This window comes from Clostridium sp. M62/1 (assembly GCF_020736365.1).
Taxonomy (GTDB): Bacteria; Bacillota; Clostridia; order Lachnospirales; family Lachnospiraceae; genus Otoolea; species Otoolea saccharolyticum_A.
Map to the genome: position 1 here is coordinate 2,576,716 of NZ_CP085988.1, position 20,703 is coordinate 2,597,418.

12 protein-coding genes and 1 tRNA gene are annotated in these 20,703 nt (G+C 51.6%); 1 reads left to right on the plus strand and 12 read right to left on the minus strand.

What is annotated here, in order from left to right:
- Window positions 1-64 precede the first annotated feature (64 nt).
- Window positions 65-970 (plus strand): LysR family transcriptional regulator, encoded by a 906-nt coding sequence (locus tag LK436_RS12140; protein WP_008395987.1) that lies wholly within the window; start codon window positions 65-67, stop codon window positions 968-970.
- On the opposite strand, the gene LK436_RS12145 is transcribed toward LK436_RS12140, so the two are convergent.
- The 12 genes from LK436_RS12145 to LK436_RS12200 form a co-directional block, all read right to left on the minus strand.
- Window positions 967-3,333, minus strand: a complete 2,367-nt coding sequence (locus tag LK436_RS12145; protein ID WP_021966386.1) for an ATP-dependent DNA helicase — start codon at window positions 3,331-3,333, stop codon at window positions 967-969. The genes LK436_RS12140 and LK436_RS12145 overlap by 4 nt on opposite strands.
- Before the next feature lie 220 nt (window positions 3,334-3,553).
- The gene (locus tag LK436_RS12150) at window positions 3,554-3,793 is read right to left on the minus strand and encodes an HPr family phosphocarrier protein (RefSeq protein ID WP_008395995.1); all 240 of its coding nucleotides are present in this window, start codon (window positions 3,791-3,793) and stop codon (window positions 3,554-3,556) included.
- Between the two features lie 420 nt (window positions 3,794-4,213).
- Window positions 4,214-4,284, minus strand: a tRNA-Trp gene (locus tag LK436_RS12155).
- Window positions 4,285-4,532: 248 nt separating this feature from the next.
- Window positions 4,533-5,990, minus strand: coding sequence for a DNA repair protein RadA (radA, locus tag LK436_RS12160; RefSeq protein ID WP_044930680.1), 1,458 nt, complete (start codon window positions 5,988-5,990; stop codon window positions 4,533-4,535).
- A gap of 231 nt (window positions 5,991-6,221) precedes the next feature.
- Window positions 6,222-6,635, minus strand: coding sequence for a hypothetical protein (locus LK436_RS12165; protein ID WP_008396000.1), 414 nt, complete (start codon window positions 6,633-6,635; stop codon window positions 6,222-6,224).
- A 309-nt stretch (window positions 6,636-6,944) separates the two neighbouring features.
- A complete protein-coding gene (locus tag LK436_RS12170) occupies window positions 6,945-10,502 on the minus strand; it encodes a lectin like domain-containing protein (RefSeq protein WP_008396002.1) in 3,558 nt (1,185 codons plus the stop codon).
- Between the two features lie 133 nt (window positions 10,503-10,635).
- Window positions 10,636-13,155 carry an ATP-dependent Clp protease ATP-binding subunit gene (locus LK436_RS12175; RefSeq protein WP_008396003.1) on the minus strand — a complete coding sequence of 840 codons (2,520 nt, stop codon included), beginning with the start codon at window positions 13,153-13,155 and terminating at the stop codon, window positions 10,636-10,638.
- A 44-nt stretch (window positions 13,156-13,199) separates the two neighbouring features.
- Window positions 13,200-14,237 (minus strand): ATP--guanido phosphotransferase, encoded by a 1,038-nt coding sequence (locus tag LK436_RS12180; protein WP_008396004.1) that lies wholly within the window; start codon window positions 14,235-14,237, stop codon window positions 13,200-13,202.
- Window positions 14,230-14,784, minus strand: a complete 555-nt coding sequence (locus LK436_RS12185; protein ID WP_008396005.1) for a UvrB/UvrC motif-containing protein — start codon at window positions 14,782-14,784, stop codon at window positions 14,230-14,232. The genes LK436_RS12180 and LK436_RS12185 overlap by 8 nt, the downstream gene beginning before the upstream one ends.
- Before the next feature lie 62 nt (window positions 14,785-14,846).
- Window positions 14,847-15,233: a GntR family transcriptional regulator gene (locus LK436_RS12190; protein WP_008396007.1), complete on the minus strand. Its 387-nt coding sequence runs from the start codon at window positions 15,231-15,233 to the stop codon at window positions 14,847-14,849.
- A 192-nt stretch (window positions 15,234-15,425) separates the two neighbouring features.
- On the minus strand, window positions 15,426-17,594 hold the full coding sequence (locus LK436_RS12195) for a cadherin-like beta sandwich domain-containing protein (RefSeq protein ID WP_008396008.1): 2,169 nt from the start codon (window positions 17,592-17,594) through the stop codon (window positions 15,426-15,428).
- A 20-nt stretch (window positions 17,595-17,614) separates the two neighbouring features.
- Window positions 17,615-20,233, minus strand: a complete 2,619-nt coding sequence (locus LK436_RS12200) for an SH3 domain-containing protein (protein ID WP_008396009.1) — start codon at window positions 20,231-20,233, stop codon at window positions 17,615-17,617.
- Between the last annotated feature and the right edge of the window lie 470 nt (window positions 20,234-20,703).

Below are 20,703 nucleotides of genomic sequence, written 5' to 3' on the forward strand. Positions count from 1 at the left end.
CGGATTTACAAACCAGGACATAGTGTGTTAAAATGAGCTGTATCATTTATAAGGAGAACTAATAATGGATATAAATTACGAATTATACAAAGTATTCTATCACGTGGCCTCGACCCTGAGCTTTTCCGAGGCGTCCAAACAGCTTTTCATCTCTCAGTCTGCTGTCAGCCAGTCCATCAAGGTTCTGGAAAAAAAGCTGAACCAGACGCTGTTTATCAGAAGCACCAAGCGGGTTCAGCTCACGCCTGAGGGGGAGATCCTTCTGAAACACATCGAGCCGGCCATGAACCTGATTAAAAAGGGGGAAAACCAGCTTCTGGAGGCCAACACCCTGAACGGGGGCCAGCTCAGAATCGGAGCCAGCGACACCATCTGCCGCTACTTTCTCGTCCCGTTCCTGAGCCACTTTCACAGCCTCTACCCCAACATCCACATCAAGGTGACAAACCGCACCTCCATCGAGTGCGCAAAGCTCTTAGAAAACGGGCAGGTGGATTTTATCATCACCAACTACCCCAACTCGGCCCTTTCCAATACACAGAACATCAAGATGCTGCGCCCCTTTCACGACGTATTTGCAGCCAATGAGGAATTTTTTCCCCTGAAGGGCAGGAAGCTGAGCCTGGAAGAGCTTCAGACCTATCCGATCCTCATGCTGGACAAAAAAAGCACTACCAGCGAATTTCTCCACAGCATGTTCCAGAAGCATCAGCTTGACCTGGTGCCGGAAATTGAGCTGAGCAGCAATGATCTGCTGATCGATCTGGCAAAAATCGGCCTGGGCATTGCCTTTGTGCCTGATTTCTGCATCCCGTCCTCCGACAGCAGCCTGTTTATCCTGGAGCTTGAGGAGGCTCTTCCGGAGCGTCAGCTCGTGGTGGTGCACAATGAAAGCATTCCCATCTCCCAGGCAGCCAGACAGTTTATGGAGCTATTGGGGGGCCGGGAGCGGGAACAGGAGGAGGCTTAAGGCGCCTCTTCCTCCTGCCGCCTCCAGAAGGCCTCCACTGCCTGTCTCACATTTCTCCTGTTTACGATAAAGTATTCGTCCCACTCTCTCGGAAACAGCTCCTGATAATCCTTTTCCAGGAAGCGGTCATCCAGGAGGGCAATAATCCCTCTGTCATCCATGGTTCGGATCACCCGGCCCGCCGCCTGCAGAACCTTGTTCATGCCCGGGTAGCGGTAGGCGTAGTCAAAGCCGTTTTCATCTCCCTCTTCGAAATACTGTTTTAAAATTTCCTGCTCCACATTTACCTGCGGAAGCCCTGTCCCCACAATTAATGCGCCGATCAGCCTGTCGTTTGTCAGATCAATTCCCTCTGAGAAAATTCCTCCTATTACGCAGAGAGCCGCAAGGCTTCTCTCCCTCTCTCTGGAAAATTCCCCCAGAAATTCTTCCTTGTCTGCCTCTGTCATATGATTCGTCTGCACCAGAAGCTCAAGGTCTGTCCCTCTCTCTCTCAGAACCTCCTCCACATTTTCCATATACTGGTAGGAAGGGAAAAATACCATGTAATTCCCCTGTTTTCCCTCTGCGATGGCCTCGATGTAGTCTGCAATCTTTCCAAACTCGTGTCTGTTTCTCCTGGTGTAGCGGCTGCTCACGTCGCTGGCTGTCAGGATCACCCTGTTCTGCTTTGGAAAAGGCGAATTCACATAGACGGCATAGTCCTCCGGGCAGTTGCTGAGAAGCTCTCTGTAATAGCGGATGGGAAGCATGGTGGCAGAGAAGAATACGGCCGAATTTCCCTGTTCCAGGCATTCTCCCAGATTTTTGATGGGGTTGACACAGAACAGCCGCACAGAAAAGTCTCCGTTCTCCAGAATCCTGGAATAAATCCGGTAGTGCTCGTCCACCCGCTCATAGATATTCAAAAAACTCCTGACCGAAAAGTACAGGTCAAGCACCAGCTCCCGATCCTGAAACTCCCGGTATTCATCCAGAAATTTTTCCATCTCCGAAAAGAGGGAGCCAAGAGCCAGAACGAGAGGGCCTGCATCTGAGAGAAGCTCATACCCGCCGCACTCTCTCTTCATTTCCAACATCAGCCGGTTCACCCGGTCAAGGAGCCTTAAAAGTTTCGGCGAGCGCCCCTTTGTCAGCCTTTTTACAGTCAGAAAGTCCTCCTTCACCACAGCGGCGCTGTACATTTCCCGGGCTCTCCCCACCAGATTATGGGCCTCGTCAATCAGGAAGATATACTCTCCTTTCACGCCCTCGGCAAAATACCTTTTCAGACGCACGTCAGGGTCAAACACGTAATTGTAGTCACAGATAATTCCGTCCACGAAATTGCTGATGTCCAGGCAGAATTCAAAGGGACAGACCTGAAACTCCTCAGCATACCGCAGAACCGTCTCCCTGGTAATCCCAAATTCCCTGTGAATGATCTCATAGACAGCGTCGTTTACCCGATCAAAATGCCCTTTTGCATAGGGGCAGGCATCCGGGTTGCACTCCGGCTTTTCGAGAAAGCACAGCTTATCCTTGGCCGTGATGGTTACAGAGCGAAAATAGAGTCCCTCTTCCCTCAGAATTTCCAGGGCCTCCTGGGCTACTGACCGGGTAATAGTCTTGGCTGTCAGGTAGAACAGCTTGTCCCCGTACCCTTCTCCTATGGCCTTCAGGGCCGGAAAGATCGTGGACAGCGTCTTTCCAATCCCTGTAGGCGCCTGGATAAACAGCTTTTTTTTCCGGCTGACCGTCCTGTACACCGCCACAGCCAGCTCCCTCTGGCCTTCCCTGTAGGGGAAGGGAAACTGAAGCGTCCTCAGCGACTCGTCGCGTCTCAGCCCGTTGTGATAAAGGTACCTGGCCCATTTCACATACTCGTGTATCAGCCCCTTAAACCATTCCTCCAGTTCCTCAAAGGTCTTTACGAACCGAAACCTCCGTATCTCCTCTGTGTCCAGACTGCAGTAGGTCACCTGGACTGCCGCTTCAGAAAGGTTTCTGTCGTTCATGTAAAACCAGGCGTAGCACATGGCCTGAGCCAGATGGACATAGAGCGGCTCCTTCAGCTCCTCCACGTCCATATATACGCCTTTTATCTCATCAATGGTCACTCCTGACGCATCCTCGATAATCCCGTCAGCTCTTCCCTCTATAATAAGTAGAAACCCATCCTCCTCCACCTCAAATTTCAGAGGAACCTCGGCCCGGTACTCCGGCCCCTGCCGCTTCTGTATCTTCCTGTGTATCCTGCTGCCGGCCAGCATGGCCTCCTTCTGCGCGCCTGCCGTCCGCCGATTATCGATATCTCCGGAGCGGAGAACGAACTCCACCAGATTTCGGACAGATACCTTTACCTGCTCTCTCCCCTCACTCATGTATTTCTGTTTCCCCCTCTCCTTAAAACTGCTCACCCACCAAAATTTATCCGCTATTATTATACAGACAAGACGGCGCCGGCGCCACTGGTTTCTTTCTCTCCGATTCCTTCAAAGAAAAAAGGGAAACCGTCCCACTCGACAGTTTCCCCTCTCGGAAAATCCTTCTGCGCAGCCCGCCATGAAGGCAGGGCTGCATCTCTCATTTTTGTCCCGCTGATTAAGCGGCTGTATTTGTGGCTGCCTTTTCCTCAAGGAAAGACTCGAACTCTTCGTTTTCTCCATTATACTCAACGGTAAGAACTCTGGTAAGATCCAGACTTAAAACACCTAAAAGAGATTTTGCATCAATTATAATACGGTTATAGAATACATCAATATCGAAGTCACATCTTGATGCAGCTGCCACAAATTCCTTAGCCTCTTCAACGGTTGGTAACATAATCCGTTTTTGCTTCATAATTATTAACTCCTTTTACGATGATTTCAATCTATAGTATTTTTGGATTTCAACCATTTATACCATGACGCGGCGATTTTTGTCAAATTTTTCCCTCCGCGCCGGAAAATTAACCCGTCGTCTATTTCTTCTCAGGAAAACTGGTTTTTTCTGTTGTTCTTTATGCAAAAAATCATTTTCCTCATCTGATAATAGATCTGATTATCACTAGATGCATATTTTAAATAATTTTTCAGCACAAACATTTGTCTGTTTTTACATTTTTCACAAACTTTTTACATAACCCTGCTTTGCCATTGGCGGCACCTCTCCGGGCAGTTTCCAGCTGCCAGAGACAGGCAGGGCAGTCAAACTCCCTGCGGAGAGTTTCTTTTCCAAAACAAAAAGCGCAAACCAAACTGATTTGCGCCACATTCAAAACAGGGGAAGAGGGATTCGAACCCCCATTAACGGTTTTGGAGACCGTTGCTCTGCCATTGAACTATTCCCCTCTATTCTTTTATTCTGCCGTCGTTTTTTCTTTCCTGCCGTCGACTTCTATATAATAGCATACCCCCTTTACAATGTCAAATGTTTTTTTTATTTTTTTAATCTTTTTTATATTGTATATCAAATTAATACATTTTTCTCCGCCAGCAATGTCTGCCCCCGCCGTCCAGCATTGAGAGACCTTCCGCCAGCATCTGCCCAGGCTGAAGAAGGGAAAGGGCGCCTTCACGCCCCCTGCCAGCCTCGTTTCTCATAGGATCGCCACTGCCTCCTTCACGCTGCTGACGCCAATCAGCCGGATATCGCTCCTCCTCTTCATTTTTTCCAGGCAGATTCTCGGGAGGATGCAGGCCTCAAAGCCCAGCTTCACCGCCTCATTGACCCGCTGTTCTGCCATGGATACAGAGCGCACCTCGCCGGAAAGCCCTACTTCGCCGAACACAACGGTCTTTTCGTCCACCGCTCTGTCCTTGTAGCTGGAAATCAATGCCATCACAATCGCCAGATCCAGGGCCGGCTCATTCATTTTCAGTCCTCCCGCTATATTTACATAGGCATCCATCTGGCCCAAATCGTAGCGGCAGCGCTTTTCCAGCACAGCCATTAGCAGGTTGACACGGTTATAATCCGTGCCCGCAGCAGTTCTTCTGGGCATTCCGAAATTGCTTCTTGTCACAAGGGCCTGAACCTCCAGCATCAGGGGCCTTGTCCCCTCCACCAGACAGGCGGCCACCGCTCCCGAAGCGCCGGCCGGACGGCCCTCCAGCATAAATTCCGAAGGGTTCTTCACCTCCACAAGCCCTTCCTCCCGCATCTCAAACACGCCAATCTCGTTGGTGGAGCCAAACCGGTTTTTCACCCCCCGCAGAATCCTGTAGGACGCGTGGCGATCGCCTTCAAAATAGAGGACCGTATCGACCATATGCTCAAGCACTCTGGGGCCGGCCACCACCCCCTCCTTTGTCACATGGCCCACAATAAACACCGTAATCCCAAGCCCTTTTGCAATCTGCATCAGCACATTCGTGCACTCCCTGACCTGGCTGACGCTTCCCGGTGCCGAAGTGATCTCCTCCAGGTACATGGTCTGAATGGAATCAATGATCACTGTGTCCGGTGCCGTCCTCCTTACCACCTCCTGAATCATTTCCAGATTTGTCTCACATAGAAAGCACAGACTGTCGCTCATCTCCCCTATCCGGCTGGCTCTTATCTTAATCTGCTTTAAGGATTCCTCTCCGGAAATATAGAGCACCTTCTGCCCCCCTGCCGCCAGATTCCGGCATACCTGCAGAAGGAGCGTGGACTTTCCGATTCCGGGATCCCCGCCTACCAGAACCAGAGAGCCCTTCACGATCCCTCCTCCCAGCACCCGGTTCAGCTCCCCGAAGCCTGTGTCGGTCCTCTCCTCTCTCCCCAGCTCAATCTCTGAGAGGCTTTTAGGGCAGACCGCCCCGAGCCCTGACGCTGTACCTGCAAGACCGCTCCTCCCTGCAGGGCTCTTTCCGGACGCAGAGATTCCCTCTCTTCCCAAAATTCCCGCTGCCGCGCCCAGACCTCTCTTTCCCGCACTTTTGGCAGTCTGGAAGGCCACCGGCTCCTCCACCATGGTATTCCACGCACGGCAGGCGGGACACTGTCCCATCCACTTCGCAGACTCATATCCGCACTCACTGCAAAAAAATGCTGTCGCTCTAGCCTTTGCCACTGTTCAATCTCCTTTACTCCTCTTTCCATTCCCTCGGCCGCCTGGCTCCCTCTTGCCTGACAGGCAGATGCCGGCTCATCCCTGGCCCTTTTCTGCACAGCCCTCGCTTACATGGCCGGATACAGGAAACAGATGGAGGCCCTCTGTAAAGGGCCTCCATCCTTCATCTTTGCATCTATGCCAACTGCGCTGCTTTTCACCTCAGAATGCCTGGCGTTCTTTCGTGCAGTATCAGCGCTTCACAACCCTGATCTGGGCTGCTGCTCCCTGATTCAGCTCCACGCTGACCACGAGCTTTCCGCTTAAATTCGTCTTCATTCCTCCCACTGCGGCTCCGTCCACAAATACCTCATACTCGCAGTCATCCTCTAACTGAATCGTTACCTGGGCATCCTTGTCACCCTCCACGCTAAACTCAACGGCTGCGTCGTCCACAGAAAAATGGCTGACAGCGGTTCCCGGAACTGACTCATATACGAACAGTCCGTTTCTCTCAAGCTTGGTGATCTCCTGGCAGGTCTTTACCTTGTACAGATCCCCTCTGTACTCAAAATTGTCCAGCTTTGCCTTGTCTGTCAGCTTGTAATCGCCGAAACTGATGGTGCCGTCATCTTCAATGCGGATTAATTCATTTACTACTGGCATATGTTTGCCCTCCTGGTATTTCTTATGTGCTTGTGTAGAAATTATTCTATCACAGTTCTGTTTAAAAAACCAGACGTTTTTTACTCCTGTCCCGCCTGCATTTCTGTCAAATGTTCTGCAGAGTTTTTCTGAAATCAGACTCTCTCTGCAGAACTATTCTGCTCTATCCAGGCAGCGGCGCTGACGTCCCGGTCTCATTGTTTAATTGCAGACTCTTCGCTCATCCCGAAAACAGCCGTCACCGACGGAGCCGTAAAACTGTGCTGCCTGCGCCCGGCCTGCCGGTACCGCGTTCAGCCGGTATCATGCTCACCTGGTCTGTTCCTCTCCGTCCACGCACCAGCGGCCCTGTTCATTGACCGAGTATCCGTCCGGTGTCGTCAAACCTGCTGCCATAGAACCCATGGGTGAGCCGGAATCAGGATAAAAGTAGTAGCAGTATTCCCGCCCCGAGGCATCCGGGATCCACTGCCAGCCGGTAAGCATTTTTCCTAAGCTTCCGTCTGATACCGGATTCAGGTAATACCAGCGTCCATCCAGATCCTGATACCATCCGACGACCATCTTACCCTCCGAATCGAACCTGAACCAGCCTGACTCTCCATTTCCCTGGTTTGCGTATGGATTGTGAAGGTATCCCCAGCTGTCGCGATACACAGTCTCCCCTGAGGAAAAGCTCCAGGAGCCATCCTCAGCCATCGTCCAGGTCCCTACTACAGCGCTGCTGTCTTGGCTTCTTCCGGATTGTCTGCTTTCAGAGCCTCTGTCTGAGCTGCCCCGGGAATCCCAGACCTCCACGGTGCATGACGCCTCTTTTCCGCCGGCGCGGGCGCGGATCACTGTGGTTCCTCTGCGCAGACCGATGACTGTTCCCTTATCATCCACTGAAGCGATGCCCGGATTGTCTGAGGAAAATACCGGGACAGTCTCCGTATCGCCGCCTTCTATGGAAACCTGAAGAGTCTGGGTGCTTCCCACCCTGAGCCTCATGGTTTCCGGGAAGATCTGAATTCGATCCACCTGATTTTCCTCCACCAGCACTACCTGGCAGGCAGCTGTCTTGGTGGGATCACTGGCGGAGCTGACTTTTACTGTAAGAGTTCCGCTCGCTTTAGGAGTAAACAGCAGAACTTCCTGGCCGCTCTCTGTCATCCGGGTACCGTCTGTTTCCACGTCAAGCTCTGAAAAATCCACGGCGGAAAGGTCACCGGAAAACTCCCACTTCAGCTTATCGTTTTCGTCCTCTACGGGACCGTTATCCCAGGAGAGAAGGCTGGGGCAGAATCTTGCATCATCCATCGTGCCCTCGTCATTCTGATCGAAATAATAGAGCACAGTGCCCTCCTCTGTGATGGGAAGCTGTGTATCAAGGCTGACTGCAGAAGAATAATTAAAATCATACAGGTTGCTTCCATTCAGAAGATAGCTGGATTCCACTGCAGCTGTTGAGCCGAAGGCCCAGCAGGTATTTGTAAACCTCTGATCTCTGACTGGTGTCAGGACACCGGCATCCCGCAGGTCAAATGACTCTGGAAGCATGATGTCCAGTTCTCCGGCCTGTCCAGTCTCCCGCAAGGAGGGTTTCTCCTGTGTCTGAAGAATATGTCCTTCATAGACATAACAGGTTTCCTCATCTTGGCCTAAAAGCACTTCTCCCTCTGTTTCATTTTCTTCAGAAGTATGCTCTGTCATAGGATAATAGACATCCGGGTCTATCTCAAGTTCTGAAATCTGCTCCGTTTTTCCTTCCTCCAAAGACGCATCGTTGCACAGGGCCTTCATGGAAAAATATGCGTAGTAGTTGTTTGATCCATTACCCTCCATGAACCCATTTCCCATGTCAATCCAGTCTTCCCCTTCAGCCGGATCATACAGAAAGCAAATCCTCTCCTGCTTTGGAATATTTGCAATTCCGCTATTGTTCATTACCATTGGCACAGCCAGGGTTTCACTGCCGTCGTTTTCTATTTTCAGAATAATCTCAAATGGCTCTCCCGGCTGCAGCAGGATGGTCTTATCCAGGCGTACGGTATAATATCCGGCATACATCTTGGAGCCGGAGGCGTAAACATTTTCTTCGTTCCATCCTTTGCCGACGTCATCTCCCCGATTGACGGCAATCTCATAGTGAACATTATTGTTCAGGAGATCAAAAGAAACTGCCTTAAGAACATCGGCTGCGTCTTCCTCCGCAGTAAAAACCGTTGAGGTCATCAGCTGATTTGCAGTGGTGGTCCAAATTAACTCTGCGTTATACGGAAGACTTGTAAGCTGATACATTTTATTGTAATTGTCTGCCGTCTCCGTAGCCTCATATGCCCAGGCATTATCGGTGGAAACAAGCCTTCTGTCGCAGTAGGACACATAGTAGTAGCCGTCCTCCCCGGCACTGTCTCCCCAGGAATTCCGGACTATCCATGCTCCGTCCTCCTCTGGGAGCATAGAATTCAGCCATTCTTCCAGCTCTTCCTCTTCGGCGGCTTTCGGCCTCTGCTCAGGCTCTTCATAATCCGCGTCGGAATCCGTAGCTTTCTGAGGGCGGCGGTCATCGTCGTCATCCTCGTGCTCCGGAATTTCCATGTCTGCATTGGAATCTGTGGCTTTCTGAACCCGTGCCTTTTTGGCAGAAGGCTCAGGCTCGGACTCAGGCAGAGCTTTCAGCGCATTGCTGGCTGTTGCATCCGGAAGCAGCTCCACATCCCGGTCGATCACATAGCGGAAATTATCTTTTGAATAATTGTCATCCCATCCTACGATCACTACCTCGTGATTCACCATAGCTATATTTCCCCGGTCAAAATCGTTGGCCAGAGTGTAGACCGGATTCCCGTTGTCGTATCTTAGCAGGTAATACTCCCATCCGTTAAAATAGTAGTTTTCCGGTTTTTCACAGGCCAGCGAACCCCAGTATATTCCAGCTGTCACGCCTCCATAAGTCATAATGGCATTTTTTAAATGCTCCTCCCACCCGGGATTTTCCTCTTCGCTTCCGTCTCCATTGATAAACCGGTACCGCTTCGGAAGGGCAATTCCATTCTGCACATGGATCGCCGGTTCATGCCCGCTTTCATAGACAATCCCCTCCTCCTGGAGATACTTATCATACTCTTCATAAGTTTCCGAGCCCTCCAAATCCCGAATACTATCCATTGGCAGAGCACTCTCCTCCACCGGCCCCAGCCAGGAGGAATAATAGCTCTGAGGCATTGGATAAGTTCCTCCGCTGTTTACTCCTCTTCCTGAATAACTGGGATTCTCCAGTTTCTCCCAAACGATCTGACCTGTATCGGGGTTAGGGACCGAAGTGTAGTAGGGGCTTCTTCCATTCATCTGGTAAGGCGAGTCCGAACCCTGCAGGGCAGCCACCATGTGCAGATCCGAAAAATCCGTCTTTTTTACCGTGGAAGCGGACAGATCCATTTTTTGAATGGAAACCGTAAAAGGCTGGGGCTCTTCCTGTTCTCCCATTGAGAATACCCGAAGAAAATACGTTCCGGCCCGCACTTCTTTTCGGACAAGCCGCTGGCCGTTCTTTCTCTCGGAAATGCCCAGCCTGGACAGAGAGCTGTCCAAAAGCTCCGCACCGTATGGGCTGGAGCTGTCCTCAAAGGTTACCGAAATCGTCAGGTCGCATTTGCTGTCCAGGGAAAAAATATAATATTGCTCCTTATACCCTTCCGGCATTACATCCTCAAAACGGCTGGGAAAACTGACAAAGGAGCTGTTTTGGCTGGAAAGCCCCGCTGTCTCTGTTTCTCCATAGGGCGCCGCTCCCCACGCGCCAAATCCGTTCTGAAGAGTCAGAACCGCCGCCAGAAAAAGTGCCCCAGACTTTTTAAGTTGTCTTAATAGGTGATATCGTTTCATTAATTTTACCGTCCTTTGCGTTCCCCGCTCATTTGTATCTCTGCTATTCCGGAAATCGGCTTAGATATAAATGGCGCTATCTTTTATTTTTCAGCAGTGGTTTCCCCAATTTTCCCAATTACTTCTGTAAGTGCTAATTAGACTCAGATATCTGCTGCAGCTGTTCAGCCTTCTTCTCTGCGGCCGGTGTCCGTCCTTTTCTGCCCGTCCGAGACTTTTGGGAAAAAATGAGTCCGTCTTTCCCCTTCTTCACCGTCACCTCATCCCCGCTCTTAAAAGTACCTGAGAGAATTTCCTCGGACAGCCTGTCTTCAATCAGGGTCTGAATCGTCCTCCTGAGAGGCCTTGCGCCGTACTTCTCGTCATATCCCTTTTCGGCCAGGTAATCTCTGGCACTGCTGTCCACTGTAAGAGCAATGTTCATCTGCTCCTTCGTTCTCTTGGCGATGGAGGCCACCATAATTGCGGCGATAGCCCTGATATTTTCTCTGCTGAGCGGATGGAATACGGTAATGTCATCGATCCTGTTTAAAAACTCCGGCTTAAACAGGCGCTTTACCTCCTCCATCACCCGCTCCTTCATAAATTCATAATTGGCCTTCTCGTCATTTTCCGACGCAAAGCCCAGCCGCTTCGGAGAAATAATATTCTGCGCCCCTGCATTGGAGGTCATAATGAGAATCGTATTCTTAAAGTCAATTTTCCTGCCCTGGGCGTCGGTGATGTGACCGTCGTCGAGTATCTGCAGAAGAATATTGAATACATCCGGGTGTGCCTTTTCAATCTCATCAAAGAGGATCACAGAGTAAGGATTTCTCCTCACCTTTTCACTGAGCTGCCCGCCCTCATCGTAGCCGACATAGCCTGGCGGAGAGCCGATCATCCTGGATACACTGTGCTTTTCCATGTACTCCGACATGTCCACGCGGATCATGGCATGCTCTGTTCCAAACATAGCCTCGCACAGCGCCTTGGACAGCTCTGTCTTTCCCACTCCAGTAGGCCCGAGAAACAGGAAGGAGCCAATAGGCCTCTTTGGATCCTTGAGTCCCACTCTGCCTCTTCGGATAGCCTTGGCCACGGCTGCCACTGCCTCCTCCTGGCCTACCACGCGCTCGTGAAGCACAGACTCCAGTTTCAGAAGCCTTTCTGACTCGCCCTCAGACAGCTTTCTGACAGGGATTTTTGTCCACTCAGAAACCACATCGGCTATCTCATTTTCTCCCACAACCAGCTTTCTCTGGCTCTTTTCCTCCTGCCATTTTTCTCGGAGCTTCTCAATCTGTTCCAGCTTGCTGCTCTGCTCCTTCTTTATCTCCCCTGCCTTCTCGTAGGCCTCCTCCCGAATAGCGTTTTCCTTCTCATCCTCCAGCTTTTTGACTTCTTCCTCCAGATTTTTAATCTCCTCCGGTTCTGTGTAAACAGTCAGCCGGATCTTGGAGGCTGCCTCGTCGATCAGATCGATCGCCTTGTCCGGGAGGAATCTGTCATTGATATACCTGGCGGCCAGCCTGACAGCGGCTCTGAGGGCTTCATCTGTGATCTCCACCTTGTGATGCTCCTCATAGTGGCCGCGCAGCCCTCTCAGAATCGCAAAGGACTCCTCCTCGGTGGGCTCCTCCACCATAACCGGCTGGAACCTTCTCTCAAGAGCGGCATCCTTTTCAATATACTTACGGTACTCCTCCACAGTTGTGGCGCCGATGAGCTGCAGCTCTCCTCTTGCCAGGGAGGGCTTCAGAATGTTGGAGGCATCTATAGCGCCTTCCGCCCCTCCGGCACCGATGATCGTGTGGATCTCGTCGATAAAGAGCAGGATGTTCCCATCTTCCCTGATTTCGGAAAGCACCTTTTTAATTCTCTCCTCAAACTCTCCTCTGTACTTGCTTCCAGCCACCATCCCTGACAGATCAAGACTCACTACCCGCTTTCCGGCGATGGTTTCCGGCACATCCCCGCTCACGATCAGCTGGGCAAGCCCCTCTACCACTGCCGTCTTTCCCACTCCCGGCTCACCGATCAGGCAGGGATTGTTCTTCGTGCGCCTGCTCAGGATCTGGACTACACGCCGCATCTCTGTCTCACGGCCGATCACCGGATCAAGCCTGCCTTCCCTGGCCATCTGGGTCAGATCTCTGCTGAAATGATCCAGATTCGGAGTATCCCCCTTCTCTCTTTTCGCCTTTCCTGCCAGCTCTTCTTTTCCTGCCGGGGCGTCGTCTCCCATAGCGGAAAGCAGATCTACATACAGCTTCTGGATATTGACATTCATGGTATTTAAGAGCCTGGCAGCCGTGCACTTTCCATTTTTAATCATGGCAATCAGGATATGCTCCGTGCCGATAAGCGGTGCCTTAAAGAGAACTGCCTCTTCGTAGCTTGCCTCCAGCGTCCTCCTTGCCCCTGGCGTATATTCCAGCTCCCCCTTCAGCCTGGTTGGAGCTGCCGGCGAGATCAGCCGCTCCATCAGGGCGAGAACCTTCTCCTCCGTCACACCATAGTGCTCCAGAATCATGGAAGCCACTCCTGTGCCCTCCCGGAGCAGACCAAGAAGCAGGTGCTCTGTTCCCACATAGCCGTGTTCCAGCTCTCCCGCTGTCTCCACTGCCAGGCGAATTGCCTCCCTGGCCTTTTCTGTAAAGCGATCTATCATAAAATATAATTCCTCCTGTAATGTTTCAGTTGATTTCCGTCTCTCTATACTTCTATCTGGGGCAGATGTGAGCGGATATAGGCCGCTCTCGCCACTTCCAGCTCCTCCTTGTCGAGGGGACGGCTGGAATTTTTCTGAAGATTTGCATTCCGGATCTCTAACATCAATCCGTAGACAGAGCAGGGCTCCTTCATTCTGACTATCCCGTCTGCCATCCCTGCCATCAAATGGGAGAGGAAGGTCAGGCCATCTTTCTCTGCCATTCTTCTGGCATACCGGAGCACGCCGTAGGATTTATATGCCTCGTCTTCCCTCATCAGCCGGTGCTTTTCCAGCGACAGCTTCCTCACCTGGTTCTCCTGATCCGTGAGCTGGACAGCCACATTTTCCACCAGCTCCAAAATCTCTTTCTCTGAAAGCCCCAGAGTTTTCTGGTTTGTCACCTCGTAGAGATCGCCGGGGTTCTCTCCGGGACGCCCATAGACGCCACGGACAGCGGCTCCGAACCGCCCCATGTCTCCCAGAAGATCCTGAAACTTTTTGCTGATAGAGAGCGTTGGAAGATGGACAATAACAGACGCCTTCATCCCGGTTCCCACATTGGTGGGATAGGTAGTCAGATAGCCGTATTTCTCACTGAAGGCATAGGGAATCTTCTCATTGATATAGTCGTCCAGGCAGTCTGCCCTCTCATAGCACTCCCGCAGAGACATGCCCTGTCCCATAACCTGTATCCTGATATGGTCATCCCCGTTCAGCATCAGGCTGACCCTCTCATCCTCAGACACAATAAGGCCTCCGGGAGTCTTTTTCTCCATCATGCTTCTGTTGATCAGCCGCCTCTCCTTTAACGCCATCCGGTCAAGTTCTGAAAGCCTTCTTAAATCCAGATACTCATAGTCGCGCCCGTCTGTGTCAGGGAGGCCTCTCAGCTCCTTTTTCAGCCTTTCAAGCATCAGCTCTGCCTCATCGTCGGACAGACTTCCGGAGAATCTGTACTCCTCCCAGTTTCTCGCAAGCCTGACGCGGCTGGCGATAATCCCGCGGGACGCACTCCTTGCTTCCTCGTACCACTTACTCATCTTCGCCGCCCTCCTTCAATGCCCTGATCCGATCCCTGCACCGGGCAGCCGTCTCATATTCCTCACACCGGAGAGCCTCCTTCAGCTTTCTCTCCAGCTCCCGAATCTCCTCCTCCCTGGACAGCCTCATCTCTCCGTCCTTTTCCACATGGGTTTCCTTCTCCTCTATCTGAAACCTGGGTTTTTTCCCTGTGTGGCAGTCATTTCCCTGGAGCTTCTTTATTTTTTCTCCGATAAGAAGGTCAAATACCCGGTAGCAGTCCGGGCACCCGAAACGGCTGTTTTCCACAAACGCCTCGTAAGTAGTCCCGCAGGTCGGGCAGGCGATCTCCTGAATATTCTCCTCCTCCGGAGAGGCATTTTCCAGCCCCAGAAGGCCTGACAGGAGCTTTCCCAGAGGAAAATCCCCGTCAAAAATCGCCGAATACTGGCCAAAGTCCAGCTCCTTGGCGCACTGGGCACAGAGATTGTGCTCTGTCTTCACGCCGTTTATCACCTCTGTATATTTAATATTTGCCTCGCGGATTTTACATCTCTCACACAACATATCTTATCCTCCATGGGGTTTTCTGTCGCAGCCTTATGGTAAGCACAGACAAAAGAAGAGCCCTAATAGCCTTTTCCGTCTCCGGAAAAGGCATCGAAAATGGAATCCACCAGCTCATGCACCTCAGCCCTGCTGATATGCTTGCAGCAGCCTCTGGCCAGAACTACGCCCAGATCCCTTCTCATCTCATCAATGGCCCGCATCTTGTCGGCATCCAGACAGATAACGGCTCCTCTTCTGCGATCCAGCTTCACAAGACCTTCCTGCTTTAATACAGAATATGCCTTATTGACTGTATGCATGTTAATGCCGATGTTGTCAGCCAGCTGCCGGACAGACGGAAGAGAATCCCCTTCCCTGAGCCGATCTGTGGCAATTCCTACAATGATCTGATTTCTCAGCTGGATATAGAGAGCTTCATCACTGTTAAAATCAATTTCCAATATCATAGGCCCACCATCTTTCGTTATATCTGTTATACTTAGTATATAACAATACGGTCCAAGCCGTCAAGACAAACTTTTCCGGCTGATGATTGCGTTTCAGAGGGCAATCCGCGTTCTGTCCGGATTTTCCCTGCTTTGTTCTGCAAAAAGACGACATAAAGTGATATACCTTATGCCGCCTTTCCATTTTTCTCTTTATTCATCCAGATCTACAAAATCAGGGCTGTCTCCTCTGTTTCTTCTGTCCGGACTGTTTCTCCTGTCCGGGCGGGGAGATGTTCTTCTTTGTGAGTAAGAATCCCTCTCTTCCGGATAGCCATAATTTCTCCCATAAGCCTCTCTTCGCCCGTTTTCTGTGGACGCAGACGGCCTCTGAGACTGAGGACGCCGCCTGATCTCCTCAAATTCCAGCTCCTGTTCTCTTCTGCTCTCCTGCATTCTGTCTCTGCCGGCCGCTGTTCTCTCCTGGGCCGGGCGGGTATATCCGCCCCTCCTGTGCTCCTCAGCTCTCTCCGGGCCGCGGTACGTCTCTCTGGTCATATCCGTCCTCTGGTTACGCTCAGAGCGCTGTCCTCTTTCTTCCCTGGAAGCTGCCTCCTCATGTCTCGCTCTCTGGCTGTAAGATTCCGAGGCTTCTCTTCCGGAACCTTCACGCCGTGGAACTCTTGAAGGGGGAATCTCCCTGCAGGCTTCCTCTCTCCGCTCAGGACGCTTACCATTCCGGCTGAACTCTCCCGGTCTGCCCGCTTCCTCGCGCCTTTCAGAAGCGCTCTGCTGCTCTCGCCCGGCTGTCCGCCGTCCGTCTCCATAGCTCCTTGGAGCCTGGTTTTCTCCCTTTCCTGAAGGAGGTATCTGTCTAGGCGCCTCTGTTCCCTTTTTTCTGGAAGAAGCTCCCGGAGCCTGACTGCTGCCGCGGCTGCTGTCCTCCCCGTCATGATCCCCTCCCTTCTTTTTCAGAAGCAGGATCACCATCACAAGCAGAATCACGCAGACCGCGCCCAGGGCTACGATAATTACCAGACGCAGGCGGTACAGCTTATATATCTCATTGAATTCGTTGATATACGCCTCTACTTCCTCATCCGAGTAGGAACTCTGAATTGCCGGGTCCTCAAAGTATCTCTGAATCGTCTTCTCCCCTATATCATAACGGTACAGGCCCTTCTCGCCGTTTTCATTCATACCGTAGACCACACAGTATCTCTGCTCCGTGTCAGTTGCCCACACCCAGCCCTCTACCTTGTAGTCTCCATTCAGCTGGATCGTTGTCTCTGAAAATCCTTCCGGTATTTCCACGCTGTCATCAATTGGAAGGACCGTTATATTCTTCTCGCTTACGTGGATCGTGGCATATGGAGCAAGCTCTCCCGACTCACTGTTGTAGAACCAGAAGCTTCCGGCTCCCCCTTCGTCCTGAAGGTAGATCACTGTCAAATCGCCGTTCACGCCTGCCATGATTTCCGTATCCTGGTAGACAGCAGAGGAGGCTGTGTAGCCAGCCGGAAGCAGAGACTGGTCGAAGGACGAAGCCACGCTGTACTCTGTTCCGTCTATCTCTGCCTTCAGCTCTCCGACTACGGCCGCCTCTGTTTCTCCTGCGCTCTCGCTGGCCGTCTGAGCCTGACTCTCGCCGGCGGCGGCCTTTGTCACAGTGATCGTATAATTTTTAACCGTTTTCCCGTCCTCAGCTGTTACCTTGCAGACCACCTGATTCTTACCCGGCTGCAGATTGCTGTCCCCGGATACCACCAGCTTTGCCTTGGAATCCTTTCTCTCTGCACTGACTGCAATTTTATTCACTTCTGCTCCCAAGCTCGCGGTGTAGGAGGTGACCTCCGGTGAAAAGGCCGGCGTAAGGGTTCCAGGTGAAATCTTTAAAGATGACAGAGAGGCCTCGCTGGAATAGGTAGACGGGGCCTGAACCTTTACAGCAGAATTTCCTGTGTGACTCACCGTCATAGCCTGCATATCCGCGTCATACAGTTCAGAGCTGCTGACGCTGATTGTAGTCTCTCCTGCCTGCAGAGCCTTAAATTTCAGACTGAAATCAAAACTCTTTGTATTGGCAGAGTCCATAGTTCCCACAAGGCGCACCGTCCCTGCACCGCCGTTGGCATTGTTTCCGCTGACAAATTCTATCACAGCAGGATCATAGGAGAGAACTATATCCGCCCCTCCCATGTTTCCATCTGTCGTGGCAGCTTTCACTGTCACAGTAAACTCTGTCCCCACTGCCGGTTTTGGATCATTAAAAGTGATCTTTGCTGTCGCAGCAAAAGCCGTCAAAATCTGAAAGGGCATCACTGCCGCCATCACGAAGGCGGCGATGAAGCATATGGCAAAATTTCTGATTCTTCTGTTCATACTTACTCCCGTCTAGTTTATCAACTCAGCTTTTCAATTCCCAGCACATCTCTCTGCATAGCCAGGACATCTGTAATGTCAATCTTCCCGTTTCCATTTATGTCCGAGGCCTTCTCGCAGGCTCCTGCCAGGGAGCCAAGCCCTAAAATATGACGCTGGGCATTCAAAATATCCAGCACATTCAGTTTGCCGTCCCCGGTATTGTCGCCCCGGACAACCACCGTATATCTGGCTGCCGGTTCTCCGTCTGAACCGTAGGTCTGCACCAGATTTCCCGTGCCTACATTCCCCGTCACTTCCGCGCCGGAGGAATTGTATACTTTTACGATGGTTCCGGCTCCCTCCGACTGCATCTGGGAAGCCAGGGCAGCAGCCGAAGTCTGGGCTGCCACTGTCCTGTAGCCGTCAGAGTTCTGGTAGCCGGCGTTCTGCCCTGGTGCAGCTGAGGAAGAGCCAGCGCTATCCGGCCCCTGAATCCCGGAACTGTTCTCCTCTTGGCCGAAGCTTCCCACGCTTCCGTCCGGCGCTATGGGTTCCACAGCTCCGTTTCCGGTTCCGCCCGGAGCTGCAGACTGTCCTCCCGTTCCCTCCGAGCCGGAATTTCCAGTACCCGAACTTCCTGAGCTTCCCGGAGGTCCTACTATCTCCACGCTCGTATCCTGGCCGGGACCTGCAGTACCTCCAGGACCGATTCCTCCTCCGGAAGATACTCCGCTGTCAATGGAATCGGAATAGGTCGGCCCGTTATTCTGTCTGACCACATGGATAACATAGTTTCTCACATGTCCGTTTTCTGCTGTCACGGAGACGGTAATATCGTTGATTCCGCTTTGCAGGGCAACGGTTCCTGTTCCGCTTACAGTTGCCTTGGAGTCAATGGCAGATGCCTCCACCGTTACACTCTCAACTGACGGATCCACAATCAAATCATAAGATTCTGTATCTCTGCTGAAGGTAGGCGTGAGGGCAAAGCCGTCTACACCCAGTCCTGAAAGCTTGTTGTTGGGGCTTCCATCCAGGGTGGGCTGTGCGCAGGCTGTGTCAGGCATATTGTTAAATACGGGAATGGAAAATTCCAGAGCCGTATTTTTCAAAGATGCAATCTTGGCAAGCTCTGCTCCCTCGGACGCCGCTGCCTGTACATTTGTCATATACTGATGGGTGTAGGGACTGCTTCCCTGCACATTGAATTTTTTCAGGTATAAGGTATCCTGACCGCGGTTTAAGTAATTTTCTGCATACCATTTTGCTCCGCCCAGAATGGATTTCTCCCTGGTATTCCAGGGACGCCCGTAGCTTCCAGACTGGGATACCCACCAGAGTCCTCTTTCCACTGCGCTCATGGAGCCGGACTGGTATGCCTCGATATTAAAGAAATTATAATATCCCGTATAGCCGGACACCGTGCCGGAAATACTGCGCCCCGTTCCCTGTTTCCCCTGCTCCACCAGGATCATGGAGGCGATAATATACGGGCTCACACCTGACTGGGCAGCGGCGTCCATGATAATATCTACATAGGGACGCCCCTCTGAGGAGCCGCCTGTAGCGGATTCTGAATTTCCCTGACTGCCGTTTTCGCTGCTTGTGCCCTCCATTCCCGGGCCATATGCGGTTACCAGGTTCACCGGACGGCTGACCGCAGAGAGAACGGGTTCTTCATCTGCATACCGGAAAGATGCCTCAGCCGCCGCTCCGGGGCCTCCTGTCTGTCCTGGAGCAATCTCCCCCCCATCCGGACTTCCTCCTGAGCCTGTCCCGCTGCCGGAGCTTTGAGAGTCTCCGCCTGGCCCGCCGGATGAGCCTCCCGAACCGGAACCGCTCTGGTCACTTCCTCTGCTGCCGGATGCTCCGCCCGGAGCCGCTGTTCCCTCAAGAAAGGTTCCGGCCACCATATCTGCAAGGCCCTCCTTCGAATGAATGGAAGAGTCATAGGCCTGATCCATAAACTGATATATGTAGGTTTCATTGAGAAAATTTCTCGGATCCATATAGTAGCTGATAATGTCTCGGGATGCTGCTACCCAGGAACTCCCGTCAAAGCCGGGCCATGTTCCCGTAGACCAGTCATAAGCTCCTGTTTCCGTTGACTTCCATGAAGAAATGCTGCTTCTGGCTACAAGATTTCTCGTAATCTTGCTCTCCTCGTCCACTGCCGTATTCCAGTCCAGTCCTGTCTGAAAAGCTGTAAAACGCCAGTTTGGATACTTGGCGTGCAGTTCCCGAAGCCCCTGCTTATAACTCTCCGGAAATCCCTGCTGTGTCATGTAGGATTCAAAGTTGCTGTCCACCGGCACATTCTGGGAAGCCAGTTTGATATACTGACTGGACACATAGCCTGTGGTCTGCGCCCCCTGGCTCCCTGTAAAACGGATCTTATACCAGAGGACTCCGTCTGACGCTGTCTCCTCACCGATTACGGTCACTGAAGAACCGTTGGACAGTCTGGCAACTGTCCTGTAGCCGGTTCCTGCCCCGCTTCTCACATTCAGGCTTGAGGCAATCACTGACCCCTGTTTTTCCGCGTAGGCAAAGGTTCTCAGGGAAAATGTCGGCTCCAGAATGCTCAGGCAAGTCCCGAATGCCAGAACACAGCTCAGAAGAAATGCCATTCCCCTTTTGTATACTGATTTTTTCATCTGTCTATCTCCCACCTGATGGTATCTCACTTGTTTGTCGCGAGCTTTGCTCTGCTTCGTCTGCGCGGCAGGCAGCCTGTATCCAGGCTGCTCTCAAGCTGTTCATCTTTGCCAATCTTTTGGCATTATATCCATTATAATGAAAACAACCATTATATGTCAACTGTGTGAACGAAACTTCACAGAATATCAGATATTTGAAATAATCTGTAATATTTTCTTAATATTTTCCATTTTTATGCTCATACTGCCTGTTTCATCCAAATCCCGCTGGTAACTCCCAATAACTATATATATGCTTTTTCTGGAAAATCATTCCTGCCTGAAGATAAAATCTTTCTCACTTTTTTCCCAGAAAAAGGACAGCATGTCCGGGAAAATTCTTCCCCAGACATGCTGCCCTTTGTTTCTCTCCAATTATCCTGCTTTTTTCTGCAGGCATCTTCCGGCACGCCTATTGTGCCTGACTT